Annotated in this window: 19 protein-coding genes; 16 read left to right on the forward strand and 3 right to left on the reverse strand. The window is 63.0% G+C overall.

The genetic code is table 11. The annotated features are described in order from the left end of the window. Positions 1–16: 16 nt before the first annotated feature. The 3 genes from B058_RS0107225 to flgA all read right to left on the reverse strand — a co-directional run bounded on the left by B058_RS0107225 (position 17) and on the right by flgA (position 1,603). Complete coding sequence (locus B058_RS0107225; RefSeq protein ID WP_018507813.1) at positions 17–505, reverse strand: flagella synthesis protein FlgN; 489 nt, start codon at positions 503–505, stop codon at positions 17–19. Beyond that, positions 492–788, reverse strand: a complete 297-nt coding sequence (gene flgM, locus B058_RS0107230) for a flagellar biosynthesis anti-sigma factor FlgM (protein ID WP_018507814.1) — start codon at positions 786–788, stop codon at positions 492–494. The genes B058_RS0107225 and flgM overlap by 14 nt, the downstream gene beginning before the upstream one ends. 98 nt (positions 789–886) lie before the next feature. Continuing rightward, entirely contained in the window at positions 887–1,603 is a 717-nt protein-coding gene (gene flgA / locus B058_RS0107235) for a flagellar basal body P-ring formation chaperone FlgA (protein WP_018507815.1), read from the reverse strand. Positions 1,604–1,774: 171 nt separating this feature from the next. On the opposite strand from flgA, the gene flgB reads away from it, so the two are divergent. From flgB to B058_RS18415, 16 genes are all read left to right on the forward strand, one after another. Beyond that, on the forward strand, positions 1,775–2,182 hold the full coding sequence (gene flgB / locus B058_RS0107240; protein ID WP_026240728.1) for a flagellar basal body rod protein FlgB: 408 nt from the start codon (positions 1,775–1,777) through the stop codon (positions 2,180–2,182). A gap of 18 nt (positions 2,183–2,200) precedes the next feature. After that, complete coding sequence (gene flgC, locus B058_RS0107245; RefSeq protein WP_018507817.1) at positions 2,201–2,605, forward strand: flagellar basal body rod protein FlgC; 405 nt, start codon at positions 2,201–2,203, stop codon at positions 2,603–2,605. A 25-nt stretch (positions 2,606–2,630) separates the two neighbouring features. Next, entirely contained in the window at positions 2,631–3,296 is a 666-nt protein-coding gene (locus B058_RS0107250; protein WP_018507818.1) for a flagellar hook assembly protein FlgD, read from the forward strand. Positions 3,297–3,352: 56 nt separating this feature from the next. After that, positions 3,353–4,579, forward strand: coding sequence for a flagellar hook protein FlgE (flgE, locus tag B058_RS0107255; RefSeq protein ID WP_018507819.1), 1,227 nt, complete (start codon positions 3,353–3,355; stop codon positions 4,577–4,579). Positions 4,580–4,604: 25 nt separating this feature from the next. After that, a complete protein-coding gene (gene flgF, locus B058_RS0107260) occupies positions 4,605–5,345 on the forward strand; it encodes a flagellar basal-body rod protein FlgF (RefSeq protein WP_018507820.1) in 741 nt (246 codons plus the stop codon). Between the two features lie 25 nt (positions 5,346–5,370). Beyond that, entirely contained in the window at positions 5,371–6,153 is a 783-nt protein-coding gene (flgG, locus tag B058_RS0107265) for a flagellar basal-body rod protein FlgG (RefSeq protein ID WP_018507821.1), read from the forward strand. 8 nt (positions 6,154–6,161) lie between these two features. Beyond that, positions 6,162–6,830: a flagellar basal body L-ring protein FlgH gene (locus tag B058_RS0107270; protein WP_026240729.1), complete on the forward strand. Its 669-nt coding sequence runs from the start codon at positions 6,162–6,164 to the stop codon at positions 6,828–6,830. A gap of 12 nt (positions 6,831–6,842) precedes the next feature. Next, positions 6,843–7,940 (forward strand): flagellar basal body P-ring protein FlgI, encoded by a 1,098-nt coding sequence (locus B058_RS0107275; protein WP_026240730.1) that lies wholly within the window; start codon positions 6,843–6,845, stop codon positions 7,938–7,940. A gap of 3 nt (positions 7,941–7,943) precedes the next feature. Beyond that, a complete protein-coding gene (gene flgJ, locus B058_RS0107280; protein ID WP_018507824.1) occupies positions 7,944–8,894 on the forward strand; it encodes a flagellar assembly peptidoglycan hydrolase FlgJ in 951 nt (316 codons plus the stop codon). 80 nt (positions 8,895–8,974) lie between these two features. Further along, positions 8,975–10,882 carry a flagellar hook-associated protein FlgK gene (gene flgK, locus B058_RS0107285; protein ID WP_018507825.1) on the forward strand — a complete coding sequence of 636 codons (1,908 nt, stop codon included), beginning with the start codon at positions 8,975–8,977 and terminating at the stop codon, positions 10,880–10,882. A 5-nt stretch (positions 10,883–10,887) separates the two neighbouring features. Beyond that, a complete protein-coding gene (gene flgL, locus B058_RS0107290; protein WP_018507826.1) occupies positions 10,888–11,787 on the forward strand; it encodes a flagellar hook-associated protein FlgL in 900 nt (299 codons plus the stop codon). An 8-nt stretch (positions 11,788–11,795) separates the two neighbouring features. Further along, positions 11,796–12,356: a hypothetical protein gene (locus B058_RS0107295; protein ID WP_018507827.1), complete on the forward strand. Its 561-nt coding sequence runs from the start codon at positions 11,796–11,798 to the stop codon at positions 12,354–12,356. A gap of 54 nt (positions 12,357–12,410) precedes the next feature. After that, positions 12,411–12,773: a response regulator gene (locus B058_RS0107300; protein WP_018507828.1), complete on the forward strand. Its 363-nt coding sequence runs from the start codon at positions 12,411–12,413 to the stop codon at positions 12,771–12,773. 46 nt (positions 12,774–12,819) lie between these two features. After that, positions 12,820–14,892 carry a chemotaxis protein CheA gene (gene cheA / locus B058_RS0107305; protein WP_026240733.1) on the forward strand — a complete coding sequence of 691 codons (2,073 nt, stop codon included), beginning with the start codon at positions 12,820–12,822 and terminating at the stop codon, positions 14,890–14,892. Between the two features lie 23 nt (positions 14,893–14,915). Further along, on the forward strand, positions 14,916–15,419 hold the full coding sequence (locus tag B058_RS0107310) for a chemotaxis protein CheW (RefSeq protein WP_018507830.1): 504 nt from the start codon (positions 14,916–14,918) through the stop codon (positions 15,417–15,419). A gap of 46 nt (positions 15,420–15,465) precedes the next feature. Further along, positions 15,466–16,343, forward strand: an 878-nt coding sequence (locus B058_RS18415; protein ID WP_018507831.1) for an MCP four helix bundle domain-containing protein, incomplete at its 3' end; no start/stop codon positions are given.

Raw genomic sequence — 16,343 nt, forward strand, 5'->3', positions numbered from 1 at the left:
CGCCAGGGGCGCAGGCTCAGGCTGCTGCCAGGGGCTTGCCCTTGCTGGCAGCAACGGACTGGCCGGCCTGGTCGTACAGGCCGTTCTGATTGGTCGCGGCGTGGACCAGTACATTGAGCGCCTGGCGGGTGGAGGCCAGACGCATATCGATCAGCGTGCCGATACGCTGATTCAGGGCGCGCGCCTGTTGCTCCATGTCGCACAGCTGCTGCCAGCGTGCGAGATGTTGGGGCTGACCATGCTGGGTCAGCCAGGTACCCATGCCGGCGAGATCGGGTGTGTAACCGGCGGCCTGCAGTTCGACATAGCGCTCGCGCGCGAGGTTGCTGAGCGTTTGCAGCTGTGCGAGTTTGGAGGCGTTCAGCGGCGCCAGGCGATCGGCCTCGCCGTCCACCAGTGCGCGTTCCTCTTCGCCCATGACATTCAGCAGGGCTTGCCAGAGTGTGCTCTCCACCGCCAGTTTGGCGATCAGGGCCGGGCGGGAGGACGGATCACTTGGCGACATGGAGCATTTCCTTGACCGAATTGAGCAGGTTTTCCGCGATGTTCCCGGTATTGATGGTGTATTCCCCGCGGGTGATGGCCTGCTTGATGCTGTCCACGCGTGCGCGGTCGACGACCGGAATCGCCGCCAGTTGCGATTCCAGCTGTTTCAGCTGGAGGGCGCGCGGGCTTAGGTTGACATCCGTCTTCTGGGCGTCGGCAGGCTTGGCGTCTTCGGCCTTGCCGGTACGGGTTTCGACGGAATTCGGCAGGGTGATCGGTTTCAGGCCGGGATCGATTTTCATGGCAGTTTCCTGATCGGGCAGGTGCTCGGTTTTTTAAGCTAACTCAGTAACGTCAATTTACGGATTTTCTGAAGTCTGCCCGATTTAATCTACCCGATTTAGAAGGCGACGACCACCTGCTGGCCGTCCTGCGCCACGCCACTGACCACTTCGCCGGAAGGGGTTTTCACTCGGACCCGGTCGCCCCGACTGGCGTTGGCCAGCGCCTGGCCTTCGCTCTGGATGGAAAAGCCCGGTCCGTTCATCACCAGGCGGGTGCTCTGCCCCTGCTGCACGGCGAGCGGGGCGCGCAGCAGCGCGTTGCGCAGCGGCGCTCCGGCTGCCACACCCGATACCGTGCGATATCCCTTCAGGTCGTCGGCATTGGTGACGACGTCGGCCGGCAGGCTGCCCAGATCGCCTTCGCGCAGCGCGAGGTCGGCTGCGCTCAGGATGTGGTTGGCGGGCAGCGGCTCGCGGGTCACGACGTATGACCCCATCACGCGAATCTGCGCCGCCAGATAGACCGTCCACCGGCTGGGCGCCAGGCAGCGCACGCCGATCGTGGTTTTCCCCATGCTGCGGCTGCCGGTGGGCTGGAAGGCGTCGAATGCGGAACAGGCTGGCAGCGCGGCGCGCGGCGCGGCAACCTGGATTGTCACCTTGCCGGGCAGGCCGGCGGTCTGTTTCTTCAGGAACTGCTCGGCGTGCGCCTGGATGGCGGCCGGGTCCTGTAGGTCCGCTGCGGGGGCCACGGCGGGCAGAACCAGGCCGGCCACGAATGCCACACCGGCTCCCAGGCGGCCTGCCAGGGTCCGGCTACGTTTGAAGGCCATGTCGACTCCTTGGCTCGGTTTCTCACACTGCTGCATTGTAGGGAGCGTTGCCCCATCTTAAACGGCGAAATGAACGGGCTTTGTGCCCTTTATCGTTCGATTGAATGGACAGGCGAGTACCTAGGATGCAGTCATCGCAAAAAGGCTTTGCGGCAGAAAGAGGTGAAAACCATGCTGAACCGGCTTGATGACATGCTGAATTTCAACACCCAGGCGCTACGCATACGCGAGCAGCGCCAGCAGGTGCTGGCTTCCAATATCGCCAACGCCGACACGCCGAACTACAAGGCGCGCGACCTGGATTTCAAGGCCGCCCTGCAGAGCGCGTTGCAGGGCACGTCCGCGACCGACGGTACGGCGCTGGCCACCACGGCCCCCGGCCATCTGGCGGGCAACCCGGGCGTGGCGGCGGAAGCCGGGTTGCTGTACCGCACGCCGGCCCAGGGCAGCGTCGACGGCAACACGGTGAACATGGATGCCGAACGCGCCGCCTTCGCCGACAACGCCGTTCACTACGAATTCAATCTGACCCGGATCACGCAGCAGATCAAAAGCATGATGGCTGCGATCCAAGGCTAGGGATAGGGAGCATAACGCATGTCACTGTCCAATATCTTCAACGTCGCCGGCTCGGCCATGAACGCCCAGTCGCAGCGATTGAATACCGTCGCCAGCAATCTGGCCAACGCCGACAGCGCAACCAGCGCCGATGGCACGCCCTACAAGGCCAAGCAGGTCGTGTTCGCCGCCACGCCGGTGGGCGAGAACGGCGCGACCGGGGTGAACGTGGCTGCGGTGGTCGAGGATCAGTCACCGATGAAGCAGGTGTACGACCCCAAGAATCCGCTCGCCGACGAGAAAGGCTACGTGACCATGCCCAACGTCAATGTGGTGGAGGAAATGGTCAACATGATCTCCGCCTCGCGCTCGTACCAGTCCAACGTGGACATGATGAACACCGCCAAGACCCTGCTGCTCAAGACTCTGAGCCTGGGACAGTAAACAGCAGCGATAACGAGGAACAACCATGAGCACCGTACAAGACACCAGTAGTGTAAACAGCCTGTTTGGCGCAAGCGCATCCACGTCCTCGAAGAGCAGCGTGGCGGATACGCAGAACCGCTTCCTGAGCCTGCTGGTGGCCCAGATGAAGAATCAGGATCCGCTTAATCCGCTCGACAACGCGCAGGTGACCAGCCAGATGGCCCAGCTCAGCACGGTACAGGGCATCGAGAACATGAACAGCAGCCTGCAGGCGATGGCCGCCAGTCTGGGCACCAACCAGATGTCGCAGGCCGCCAGCCTGATCGGGCGGACAGTCCTGGTTCCGGGCGATGCGATCAGCCCGGCCCAACTCGAGAACGTCATGGGATTCGACCTGTCGCGTCCCGCCGACAAGGTCACGGCCAGCATCTACGACGCATCGGGCTCCCTGGTGCGCAAACTGACCCTGGGTTCGCGCGAGGCGGGTGTGAACGTGGTGGCGTGGGATGGCCTGACGGACAGTGGGACGACCGCGCCTACGGGCAAGTACAGCTTCAAGATCGATGCCGTCCAGGGCGGCCAGGCAATCGACAGCACCGCCCTGAACCTGGGGACGGTCAACAGTGTTTCGCAGAATAGCCAGGGCGTGCAGTTGAACCTGGCGGGCAATACGAATGTGGGGTATGCCGATATCCGGCAGATTTTCTGAGTAGTTCGAGTCGGCGTGCCGGATAAGCCGCCAGCCATCATCACAAGGAGCAGAACATGAGTTTTCAGCAAGGATTGAGCGGACTCAACGCCGCCGCAAAGAACCTGGACGTCATCGGCAATAACGTAGCCAACTCGAGCACGGTCGGATTCAAGCAGTCCCAGGCCCAGTTCGCCGACGTCTACGCCAACTCCCTGACGGGTGCCGGCGGCTCCAACGTCGGCATCGGCACCAAAGTTTCGCAGGTGACCCAGCAGTTCACCCAGGGCAACATCACATCCACCAACAATCCGCTGGATATGGCCATCAACGGCGGCGGCTTCTTCCGCATGGACACCAATGGCGAGATCGCCTACCAGCGCAACGGCCAGTTCCAACTCGACAAGAGCGGCTACATCGTCAACCCGACCGGGGCCAAGCTGACCGGCTATACGGCGAATGCGAGCGGCGTACTGTCGGTCGGCGCACCGTCGCCGATCCGGATCAATACGGCCGACCTGGTGCCGAACATCACCACGGACGTGACCGCCGTGCTCAACCTGGATTCGGGCAGCACGCCGATCGACGGAACCGTCACGCCGTTCAACATGAACGACCCGACCACCTTCCACAATTCGACCGCGGTATCGGTCTACGACAGCCTGGGCAATTCCCAGACGCTGCAAACCTACTATGTGAAAAGGCCGTCCGGCGCCTGGGATGTATATGCGGCCAACGACGGAACCCAGATCGGCGCGGGCCCGGTCGCCACGCTCAACTTCAACGCCAGCGGTGCCCTGACGACCGCGATGCCGCTTGCGGCCATCAACGTGCCGGCCACGGCAACGGGTGCGACCTCGCCTTTCCCTGTCACCTTCGATTACACCGGCACCACCCAGTTCGGCTCCGCGTTCAGCGTCAACACGCTGGATCAGAACGGCTATACCTCGGGCCGCCTGGCCGGCTTCAACGTCGGCTCCGATGGCGTGGTCCTGGGCCGCTATACCAACGGTCAGTCGGCCGTGCTGGGCCAGGTGGTGCTGGCGAATTTCTCCAACCCCAACGGCCTGCAGCAGATGGGCAACAACATGTGGACCGAATCCTCGACCTCGGGTTCGCCGCTGGTCGGCACGCCCAATTCGGGCAGCCTGGGCGTGTTGCAGTCGTCTGCAGTGGAAGATTCCAACGTCGACCTCACCGCCGAGCTGGTCAACATGATCACCGCGCAACGGGTGTACCAGGCCAATGCGCAGACCATCAAGACCCAGGATGCGGTGATGCAGACCCTGGTCAACCTGCGTTGATGCAGTGAGCGTTTAAGGAGGCCGCATGGACCGTCTCATCTACACCGCCATGACCGGCGCGAAGCACGCGCTGGAGCAGCAGGCGACCACGTCGAACAACCTGGCGAACGCGACCACCACGGGTTTCCGTGCGCAGATCGACCAGTTCCGCGCGGTGCCGGTGCAGGGAGCGATCCTACCGACCCGGGCGTTCGTGGTCGACTCCACCACCGGCAGCGATTTCCGTTCCGGCGCGATCCAGCAGACCGGCCGCGAGCTCGACGTGGCGGTGCAGGGCGACGGCTGGATCGTGGTGCAGGCGGCCGACGGCAACGAAGCCTACACCCGCAACGGCAGCCTGAAGCTGGACGAGAACGGTGTGCTGCAGACCCATGACGGCCTCAACGTCATGGGCGACGGTGGCCCCCTGTCCATCCCGCCGGGCCGCAATGTCGCCATCGGCAAGGACGGCACGATCTCGCTGGTGCCCGACGGCTCCGCCGCCACCGGCCTGACCTCGGTGGGCCGCCTGAAGCTGGTGAATCCACCCACGGCGGACCTGGTGCGCGGCGACGATGGCCTGTTCCGCATGAAGGATGGTCAGACAGCGGAAGCCGATCCCAACGTGAAGGTGGTCAGCGGCGCGCTCGAATCGAGCAACGTCAACGTTGTCGACGCCATGGTCAACATGATCTCGCTGGCCCGCTCGTTCGACATGAACATGAAGCTGCTGCAGAACGCAGAGAGCAACGACAGCAAGGCCGGCCAGCTGCTGTCGATGAACTGATCCCGTAATTCTTGAAGGAACCGACATGATTCGCTCACTGTGGATTGCCAAAACCGGTCTGGATGCGCAGCAGACGCAAATGGACGTGATTTCCAACAACCTCGCCAACGTCAGCACCAGCGGGTTCAAGCGCGCGCGCGCGGTGTTCGAGGATCTGCTGTACCAGACCATTCGCCAGCCCGGCGCGCAGTCGTCCGAGCAGACGCAGCTGCCCTCCGGCCTGCAGATCGGCACCGGCGTGAAAACGGTGGCCACCGAGCGCATCTTCACGCAGGGGAATCTGCAGCAGACCGGCAACGCCAAGGATGTGGCGATCCAGGGCAACGGTTTCTTCCAGGTGCTGATGCCGGACGGCACGACTTCCTACACGCGCGACGGCTCCTTCCAGGCCGATTCCAATGGCCAATTGGTGACGTCCAGCGGCTACGCGGTCCAACCGGCCATCACCATTCCGCCCGACACGCAGACCCTGACCATCGGACGCGACGGTACGGTGTCGGTGCAGCAGGCGGGCTCGTCCACGCCGGTGACCGTCGGCACCCTGCAACTGGCGATGTTCGTCAACCCCGCCGGCCTGCAGAGCCTGGGCGAGAATCTCTATGCCGAAACCGCCGCATCGGGCACGCCGAGTTCCAACGCACCCGGCAGCAACGGTGCTGGCACGCTCAATCAGGGTTACGTCGAAACTTCGAACGTCAACGTGGTGGAAGAGATGGTCAACATGATCCAGACCCAGCGCGCGTACGAGATCAACAGCAAGGCGATCACGACATCCGACCAGATGTTGCAGCGCCTGACCCAGCTCTGAGGTTTGCCATGAAGATGTCGCGTATCGTGGGATGTGCGGGGATGCTGCTGGGGCTGGCAGGTTGCGGCACCACGCCGTCGTCCATCATCCAGCAGCCCACCACGGCGCGTCCGCAGGCGCTGCCCACCCAGGCAGCCGGCAATGGCGCCATCTACCAGGTCGCTTCCTACACCCCCATGTTCGAAGACCGGCGCGCGCGCCACGTCGGCGACGTGCTGACCATCGTCATCAACGAGAAGACGCAGGCCGGCAAGAAGGCGTCGTCCAATGGGGCGAAAACCGGCGCGGTCGATTCGTCGATCAGCGCCGTCGCCGGGTTGCCGCTCAAGACCTTCCAAGGCGCCGGCGTGAAGGCCGATTCGTCGACCTCATACGACGACAAGTCGGCAATCGACTCCAGCAATCTCTTTACCGGAAACATCACCGTCACCGTGACCGAGGTGCTGCCGAACGGCAATCTGGTGGTCGCCGGCGAGAAGCAGATCGCGCTCGACAAGAGCACCGAATATGTCCGTCTGTCCGGTGTGATACAGCCCGATACTATCCAGGCGGGCAATACCGTGTCGTCGGCCAAGGTGGCTGACGCGCGCATCGAATACCGTTCCAGCGCCAAGTTCGACTCGGCTGAAGTGATGGGCTGGCTGGCGCGCTTCTTCCTCAGTTTCATTCCCTTGTAAATGGTGGCCCTCATGAGGATTTCGTCTCTGTTTCTGCTGGCTGCGCTTGTGCTGAGCAGCGCCGCGCAGGCCGAACGCATCAAGGACATTGCTGCCATCCAGGGGGTGCGCGTCAACCAGCTGGTGGGCTACGGCCTGGTGGTGGGCCTCGACGGCACGGGCGACCAGACCACGCAGACGCCGTTCACCACCCAGAGCATCACCAACATGCTGATGCAGATGGGTGTCAACCTGCCGCCCGGCACCAACATGCAGTTGAAGAACGTGGCGGCGGTGATGGTGACCGCCGATCTGCCGCCGTTTGCCCAGGCCGGACAGGCCATCGATATCACGGTGTCGTCGATGGGCAACGCCAAGAGCCTGCGCGGCGGCACGCTGGTGATGACGCCGCTGAAGGGCGCCGACGGCCAGGTCTACGCGATGGCCCAGGGCAACCTCGTGGTCAGCGGCGCCGGCGCGTCGGCCAGCGGCAGCAAGGTGCAGATCAACCATCTGAGCGTGGGGCGCATCCCGAGCGGCGCGACTGTGGAACGCAGCGTCGCCACGGTGCTGGGCGCATCCGGCACCATCAATCTTGAACTGATGCAAAGCGATTTCACCACGGCCAGCCGTGTGGTCGATGCGGTGAACGCCCGCTTCGGCAAGGACACCGCGCGTGCGCTGAACGGGCGCGTGATCCAGGTGAGGACGCCGGTGGGAGACGATGCACGCGTGACCTTCCTGGGCGCGATCGAAAGCCTCGACGTCAACCCGGCCCAGGCCATGGCCAAGGTCATCATCAATGCGCGCACTGGTTCGGTGGTGATGAACCAGGCCGTCATGCTCGACCCCAGCGCGGTGTCGCACGGCAACCTGTCGGTGATCATCAATACCCAGCCGGTCATCAGTCAGCCTGCGCCGTTCTCGAAGGGCGAGACGGTGGTCACTTCGCAGTCGCAGATCGAGATCCGCCAGCAGCCAGGCGAAGTGATGCTGGTGAAGGGCAGCGCATCGCTCGCCGACGTGGTGAAAGCGCTGAACTCCATCGGCGCGACGCCGCAGGACCTGCTGGCGATCCTCCAGGCCCTGAAGGCGTCCGGCGCACTCCATGCGGAACTCGAGGTGATCTGAAGAATGATAGGCGGCGCCGACCTCACCTCCAAGTTCGCGCTCGACGTCCAGGGCGTCAACCAGCTCAAGCTGGAGGCCAAGCAGTCCTCGCCCGAGGCGCTGAAGGCGGCGGCGCAGCAGTTCGAGGCGGTGTTCATGAACATGCTGATGAAGAGCATGCGCGAAGCGTCGCCGCAGGACGGCATGTTCGACAGTGAACAGACCCGCATGTACACCGCAATGCTCGACCAGCAGCTGACGCAGCAGCTTGCCAGCCGCGGGATCGGACTGGCCGACATGATGGTGCGCCAGCTTTCGCGCACCCTGAATGCACCTGGTGTCGACGGAGCGTCGTCCGATGGAGCCGCGCCGGCCGGCCTGCCGCTGAACGCCCCGCAAAAGGGAATGGAATTGAATGCCGCGCCGCTACGTGTCCAAGCGCCCGAGGAGTCGTCTGCGCCCGGCACGGCAACGCAAGCGGCAGCCCCGGTCGCCGCCCGCAGCGGGGATAACCCTCCCCATGTTGAGGCCTTCGTGCAGAAGCTGCTGCCGCATGCCCAGGCGGCGAGCGCCAGCAGCGGCATTCCCGCCAGCTTCATGATGGGCCAGGCCGCACTGGAAACCGGCTGGGGCCGCAGCGAAATCCGCGGAGCCGACGGCCAGAACAGCCATAACCTGTTCGGCATCAAGGCGGGCGGGTCGTGGAAAGGCCGCACCGTCGACATCGTCACCACCGAATACGTCAACGGCAAGCCGCAGAAGCAGGTGGACACTTTCCGCGCCTACGACTCCTATGCCGACGCCTTCCGCGACTACGCCAACCTGCTGCGCGGTAATGCGCGCTACCAGAATGCGATCGCGCAAGGCCAGGATGCCGCCGGTTTCGCCCAAGGGCTGCAGCAGGCGGGCTACGCCACCGATCCAGGCTACGCCCAGAAGCTGATGGGCGTGATCCGGATGGTAGAAACGACCTGACTCAAGAAAAGCACAGGCCGACCGATTCACCTATCAAGCGTATTTATATTCCTTCCCTCATAACCTTGGCGACCAGATAGATGGCTACCAGCATTCTCAGTATCGGTCAGAGCGCCCTCGCTGCCGCACAGGCAGGACTGAGCACGACCGGCCATAACATCGCGAACGCGTCGACGCCGGGCTACAGCCGCCAGGTTGTGATACAGGGCGCGGCCCAGCCGCAGAACTTCGGCTTCGGCTTCATGGGGCAGGGCACCCAGATATCCACGGTCCAGCGCGTGTACAACGAATATCTTGGCGTGCAGGTGCAGTCCGCCCAGGCGTCGCAAAGCGGGCTCGACACGTACTACACGCAGATCAAGCAGATCGACAACATGCTGGCCGACTCGACCGCCGGTCTGTCGCCGTCCCTGCAGGATTTCTTCAGCGGCATCCAGGCCATGGCCTCGAATCCGTCGAACGTTCCCGCGCGCCAGGCCGTCCTGTCGTCAGCCGACACGCTGGCCGGGCGCTTCCAGAGCCTGGCCGGGCAACTCAATGAAATCAGCCAGGGCGTCAACAGCCAGATCCAGTCGAGCGTTAGCAGCATCAACAGCTATGCCCAGCAGATTGCGCAATTGAACGACTCGATCGGCAAGGCCCAACGGGCGACCGGCCAGCCTCCCAACGATCTGCTCGATCAGCGCGACCAGCTGGTTCTGAATCTGAACAAGGAGATCAAGGCGACGGTCGTCAAGCAGGGTGACGGTTCCTACAACGTGTTCATCGGCAACGGCCAGTCGCTGGTGGTGGGCACGACGACGTCCAAGCTGGTCAGCGTGGCCTCCGCGACCGATCTCTCGAAAATCGTGGTGGCCTACCAGTCCAGCAGCGGCAGCACCATCCCCCTGAGCGAGTCGAGCCTGGTGGGCGGGCAGCTGGGCGGCCTGGCCGAGTTCCGCAGCAAGACGCTGGAACCGGCACAGAACGCACTGGGTCGGGTTGCCATCGGGCTGGCCAGCACCGTCAATGCCCAGCACAGCCTCGGCCAGGATCTCAACGGCAACCTGGGCGGTGCCTTGTTCACGCTGGCCTCGCCGGTGGTGAACGCCAATACGGGCAATACCGGTTCGGCCACCGTGACCGCCAGTATCAGCGATGCCGGCGCCCTGACCACCAGCGACTACCGCCTGCAGTACGACGGCAGCAACTACACGCTGACCCGGTTGTCCGACAATACCGCGACGACCTTCGCGCCCGCCGCCCTGCCGCAGACAGTGGACGGCGTGACCATCAACGTGTCGACCGCACCCGCTGCGGGCGACAGCTTTCTGATCCGCCCCACCGTCAACGGCGCGTCCGGCATCGGCGTGGCGATCAGCGATCCGGCCCTGCTCGCGGCCGCCGCACCGATCCGTGCCACCGCGACCAGCGGCAATACCGGTACCGGCACCATCGGCCCCGGCAGCGTCAACACGCCGCCCCCGCCCAATGCCAATCTGCAGCAGCCCGTCACGATCACGTTCACGTCAGCCACGACCTACAACGTGACGGGCACGGGCACGGGCAATCCGACGGGCCTGACGTATACGCCCGGCGCAACGATCAGCTACAACGGCTGGAGCACCGCCATCAGCGGCACGCCCGCCGCAGGCGACAGCTTTACCGTGGCATCCAATAGCGGCGGCGTGGGCGACAGCCGCAATGCCCTGCTGCTGGGCGACCTGCAGACCAGCAATACGCTGGGCAACGGCACCACCAGTTACCAGGGCGCGTATTCGCAGTTCGTCAGCGAGATCGGCAACAAGACCCGCGAACTCGAAGTGACCAGCAGTGCGGCCAGCAATCTGCTTTCCCAGGCCACGCTCTCGGCGCAGAACGAGTCGGGCGTCAACCTCGACGAAGAGGCGGCCAATCTGCTGCGTTATCAACAGGCCTACCAGGCGGCCGGCAAGGTCATGCAGATTGCCAGCCAGTTGTTCGATGTTCTGCTCTCGATTGGACAATAAAGATCATGCGCATCAGTACCCAGACCCTGTTTGACAATGGCGCCGCCCGCATCGCTGATGCGCAAGCCGCCCTGTACAAGACGCAGCAACAGGTTGCCGCCGATCGCCGCATCCTCACGCCGTCGGACGATCCAGTCGCGGCGGCGCGGGCGCTCGAAGTGACGCAGTCGCAATCGCTCAATACCCAGTACGGCACCAACCGCGGCTATGCAAAAGACTCGCTCGCCGCCGTGGACGGCACGTTGTCGAGCGTGACGGATCTGCTGCAGGAAGTGAAGACCACCGCGATCTCGGCCGGCAACCCGACCCTGACCGACAGCGAGCGAGCCTCCATTGCAACCTCATTGCAGAGCAGCCTCGGTCTGCTGATGGGCTTGGCAAATTCCCGCGACGGCCAGGGGAACTATATGTTCTCGGGCTTTCAGACCTCGACGCCTCCCTTTGTCCAGACTGCCTCCGGCGTACAGTACCAGGGCGACCAGGGACAGCGCCTGATCCAGGTCGACGCCACTCGCCAGATGGCGGTCAGCAGCCCGGGCCAGGGCGTGTTCCAGGGCGGGGGGCAGGATATGTTCAAGACCCTGAACGACCTCATCACCCAATTGAACACGCCGGGCACCACGGGGTTGAGTGCCACCCTGACGACCGCCAACAGCGATCTGCAAGCGGCCCTGGACAACGTGTCCACGGTACGCGCATCGGTCGGTACGCGCATGCAGGAGCTCACGTCGCTCGACAATTCCGGCACCAACAAGAACCTCCAGTACAGCCAGACCCTGTCAGATTTGCAGGATCTCGACTACACCAAGGCGCTGACCGATCTGTCGCGGCAGCAGACGACGCTGGAAGCCGCGCAGAAATCGTTTGCGCAAACCTCCAGCCTGTCGCTCTTCAAGTTCCTGTAAGGATGGGCATGCTTTCCCGGGAATCCCCGTCCGATCTGATGGAAACCCAGGTCATGCGCCTGCTGTCTGGCGTGTCCACGCACGGGGACCAGCACCTGGCCGAGGTCGAACGTGATCTGGTGCAGATGGACGTATTGCTGAACGAGGCGATCAAGAAGCTGTGCACCAGTTTCATGGCGATCCACCACGCCATCGATCTGCAGCAGGAAACCCTCAAGAGCATGCTGTCGACTGGAGAACCGGCACCCGAGCAGGCCGCGCGCCTGGAAATGCTGCGCGAAGAGATCGGCCAGCATGTCGGTGCCGCGGTCACGGGCCTGCAGTTCCAGGACATGACCAGCCAGCTCATCGGCCGGATGGTGCAGCATCTGGCGGGATTGCGCGACGTATTCGGTGAGCTTGGCACGAACGGGGCGGCAGACCTGCCGGAAAGCGGCAGCGAGGAAATGCTGGTCATGCTGAATCGCATCAGCGACCGGGTCGGGGCACGCTGTAGCGAACTGGCCGGTGCCGTGCGCAGCACGGTCAACCAGCGCCACATGGAAAGCGGCGACATCGAGCTGTTTTGAGATTACGAAATGCGCGGGCTTGTCCCGCTAACGAAAGTAGCAGGAGCAATGACGATGAAAACAATACTTGCAGTAGATGACTCGGGTTCGCTGCGCCAGATGCTCTCCTTCAGCCTGAAGGCGGCCGGTTATGGCGTGATCGAGGCCATCGACGGCGAAGACGGCCTGAACAAGGCGAAACAGCAGACCGTCGATCTGGTGCTGACCGACCAAAACATGCCGGGTATGGATGGCCTGAGCCTGATCAAGGCATTACGCGCCATGAAGAATTACCAAAGCGTGCCGATATTGATGCTGACAACCGAGTCCGGCGACGACATCAAGGCAATGGGCCGGGCGGCGGGCGCCAACGGTTGGCTGGTCAAACCCTTCGATCCCACGCGTCTGACCGAAGTGGTGAAAAAACTGATCGGCTGAAGATTCGACAACAGGGTACGCAGCGAAACATGACGGAGTTCAAAAAATGACAATTGACATGAGCCAGTTCTACCAGGTGTTCTTCGACGAGGCAGACGAGCTGCTCGCCGAAATGGAGAAGCTTCTGCTGGCTCTCGACGTGTCGGCGCCGGACAGCGAGGATCTCAATGCGATCTTCCGCGCTGCGCATTCCATCAAGGGAGGCGCCGCCACCTTCGCGTTTACCGATATCACCGAAGTCACCCACATGCTGGAATCGCTGCTTGATCGCATCCGCAAGGGCGAAATGGCGCTGACGCCCGAGCACGTGGATGCCTTCCTGGTGGCCAAGGACGTGCTGACCATGCAGATGGATGGCCATCATCATGGTTCGAGCGTCGACCAGGCTGCGGTCGACAACGTATGCCAGCGGCTGAAGGCATTGTCGCAAGGGGCCATGGCCGATGCGCCGGTTGCCGCACCGGCGCCGGCCGTCGCCACAGCACCCGAACCCGTGGCGACCCCGGTCGTGGATGTGGACGGCAATTGCCGTTTCCGGATCGAATTGCCCGAAGTACCCCAGAAGGACGTCGATGCACTGGCGACCGAACTCGGCCTGCTCGGTACGATTGAGCAGGAAGCCCTGGATGACAAGCGCGCCGTGTTCATCCTGACCACTGGCGAGAGCCAGGACAATATCGTCGCCATCTGCTCGTTCGTGCTCGACCCGGACGATCTCAAGATCACGTATCACGCTGCGCCTACAGCGGCATCCGCCGACGCAGTGCCCGGCACGCCCGCCGAAGACCCGGGCTATGGAATCTTCGAACCGGAGAATAGCCCCGCTACGGCTCCGCAAGTGTCCACCCCGGCGGCTGATGCCGCCGCCGTGCCTGCCGGCGAGGTCAAGAATTACGGCCGCCGTGCCACCGACAAGGAAGGGGCCAGCCAGGAGTCGTCTTCGATCCGTGTCAGCGTGGAGAAGGTCGACCAGTTGATCAATCTGGTCGGCGAACTGGTCATCACCCAGGCCATGATCGAACAGCGCATCGCCGCGCTCGACCCCTTGCATCACGAGCGGCTGCTCAACAGTGCCGGCCAGCTGGCGCGCAACACGCGGGATCTGCAGGAAGCCGTGATGTCGATCCGCATGATGCCGATGGACTACGTGTTCTCGCGCTTTCCCCGCATGGTACGCGACCTGGCTGCCAAACTCGGCAAGAAGGTCGAGTTCGTCACGCGGGGTGCCGCCACTGAACTCGACAAGGGCCTGATCGAGCGTATCGTCGATCCGCTCACCCATCTGGTCCGCAACAGCGTCGACCACGGCATCGAGATGCCAGACAAGCGCAAGGTCAGCGGCAAGACCGAAGCCGGCAAGCTGGTTCTGTCGGCCGCGCACCAGGGCGGCAACATCGTGATCGAGGTGAGCGACGATGGTGGCGGCCTGAACCGCGACAGAATCCTCGCCAAGGCTAAATCGCAAGGCCTGCCCGTTTCGGACACGATGCCCGATGCCGATGTCTGGCAACTGATCTTCGCCCCCGGTTTCTCCACCGCGGAAGTGGTGACCGACGTGTCCGGACGCGGGGTCGGCATGGACGTTGTCAAGCGCAACATCACCGCGATGGGCGGGACCGTCGATATTCGCTCGATCCCGGGAACCGGCACCACGATCGCCATTTCCCTGCCGCTGACGCTGGCGATTCTCGACGGCATGTCGGTCAAGGTCGGCGAGGAAATCTACATCCTGCCATTGGGCTACGTCATCGAGTCGCTGCAGCCGGCTGCGGTGGACGTCAAGGAAGTCGCCGGCCAGGGCAAGGTGGTCAAGGTCCGCGAGGAATATCTACCGCTGATCCCGCTGTATCAGATCTTCGCGATCGATCCCCGGTTCGAGGACCCGTCGCAGGGCATCATCGTCATCCTCGAAAGCGACGGCAAGAAAGCGGCCCTGCTGGTCGACAGCCTGGTCGGGCAGCAGCAGGTCGTGGTCAAGAACCTGGAATCGAATTTCCGCAAGGTGGCCGGGATTTCCGGCGCCACGATCCTCGGCGACGGAGGCGTGTCCCTGATTCTCGACGTGTCCGCCCTGTTACGGTCGAGCCGTCAACTCAACGCCGATCCTGTTTTCTTCTAAGGCCAGATTTAAGGACAAGAACCATGTCGTATACCACGCAAACACAGACCAGCATGGAAGCTGCAGGGGAAAGCGCCGGAAACGAATTTCTGGCCTTCACCCTCGGCCGCGAAGAGTACGGGATTGACATCCTGCGGGTGCAGGAGATTCGTGGCTACGAGCCGGTGACCCGGATCGCCAATGCGCCCGACTTCATCAAGGGTGTGGTGAACCTGCGCGGCACCATCGTGCCGGTCGTCGACATGCGCATCAAGTTCGACCTGGGCACGCCGACCTACGACCAGTTCACGGTGGTGATCATCCTGAATATTGGCGGGCGGGTCGTCGGCATGGTGGTGGACAGCGTGTCCGACGTGACGACGCTCACGCCGGAACAGATCAAGCCCGCTCCGGAAATCGGGACGACCTTCGATACGGACTATCTCATCGGCCTTGGCACGCTCGACGAACGCATGCTGATCCTGGTGGATATCGACAAGCTGATGTCCAGCGCTGAAATGGGCTTGATCGAGAAGCTGGCAGCCTGATCGATCGTGACATTGCCTACATAGCCAATCATTCGGAGAGTCTGAAATGTTCAGAAACCTTACCATCAAGTCGCGCCTGGTCATCCTTATCTCCTTCATGGCGGCGCTGCTGCTCGCGATCGGCGGGATCGGTTTGAGTGGTATGGGTAAAACCGATGCAGGCTTGAAAACCGTATACGAGGATCGAACCGTTCCCTTGATGGATCTGGGGCGCCTTATCGACATGGCCAACCGGACCCGTACCAACGCCCTGATTGCCGCGACGGCGCCCTGGGCGGATGTGGCCAACAAGGCCAATGCGGACACGCAGCAGCTGGACGTGGAAATCAACAAGCTCTGGGCCAAATACACGCGTACGGCCATGATTTCGGACGAGAAGACGCTGGCGGACAGTTTCAATACGCAATGGAAGGCTTACGCGACCTCGCGCGACGTGACCATGAAGCTGGCGATGGACTCGGACTTCGATGCATCCAAGGAAAACGTATCCAAGGATGCCGGTCCGAAGTTTTCGGCTGCCCGCGAAACCCTGTTCAAACTGATCGAATTGCAGGGCGCGGTCGCTAAAAATGAATTCGGGCAGGCCCGTAGCCGCTACGAGACCAGCCGGGTGATTGCCGTCGCGGCCATCGTCCTGGGTCTGGCCTTGGCCGCATGGTTCGGTTTCATCCTGATCCGTGCCATCACCCGTCCGCTGGATGCAGCGGTCAAGCTTGCGCGAGGCGTTGCCGAAGGCGACCTGACGCAGCGTATCGACGTTCACTCCACGGATGAAGTTGGCCAGCTGATGCAGGCCCTGAAGGACATGAACGCCAGCCTGGTGACCATCGTTGGCCAGGTACGGACCGGCACCGAGACCATTGCCGTTGCCTCACGGGAGATTGCTTCTGGCAACGCCGACCTGTCGTCGCGGACCGAATCGCA

Source organism: Thiobacillus thioparus DSM 505 (genome assembly GCF_000373385.1).
Classification (GTDB): domain Bacteria; phylum Pseudomonadota; class Gammaproteobacteria; order Burkholderiales; family Thiobacillaceae; genus Thiobacillus; species Thiobacillus thioparus.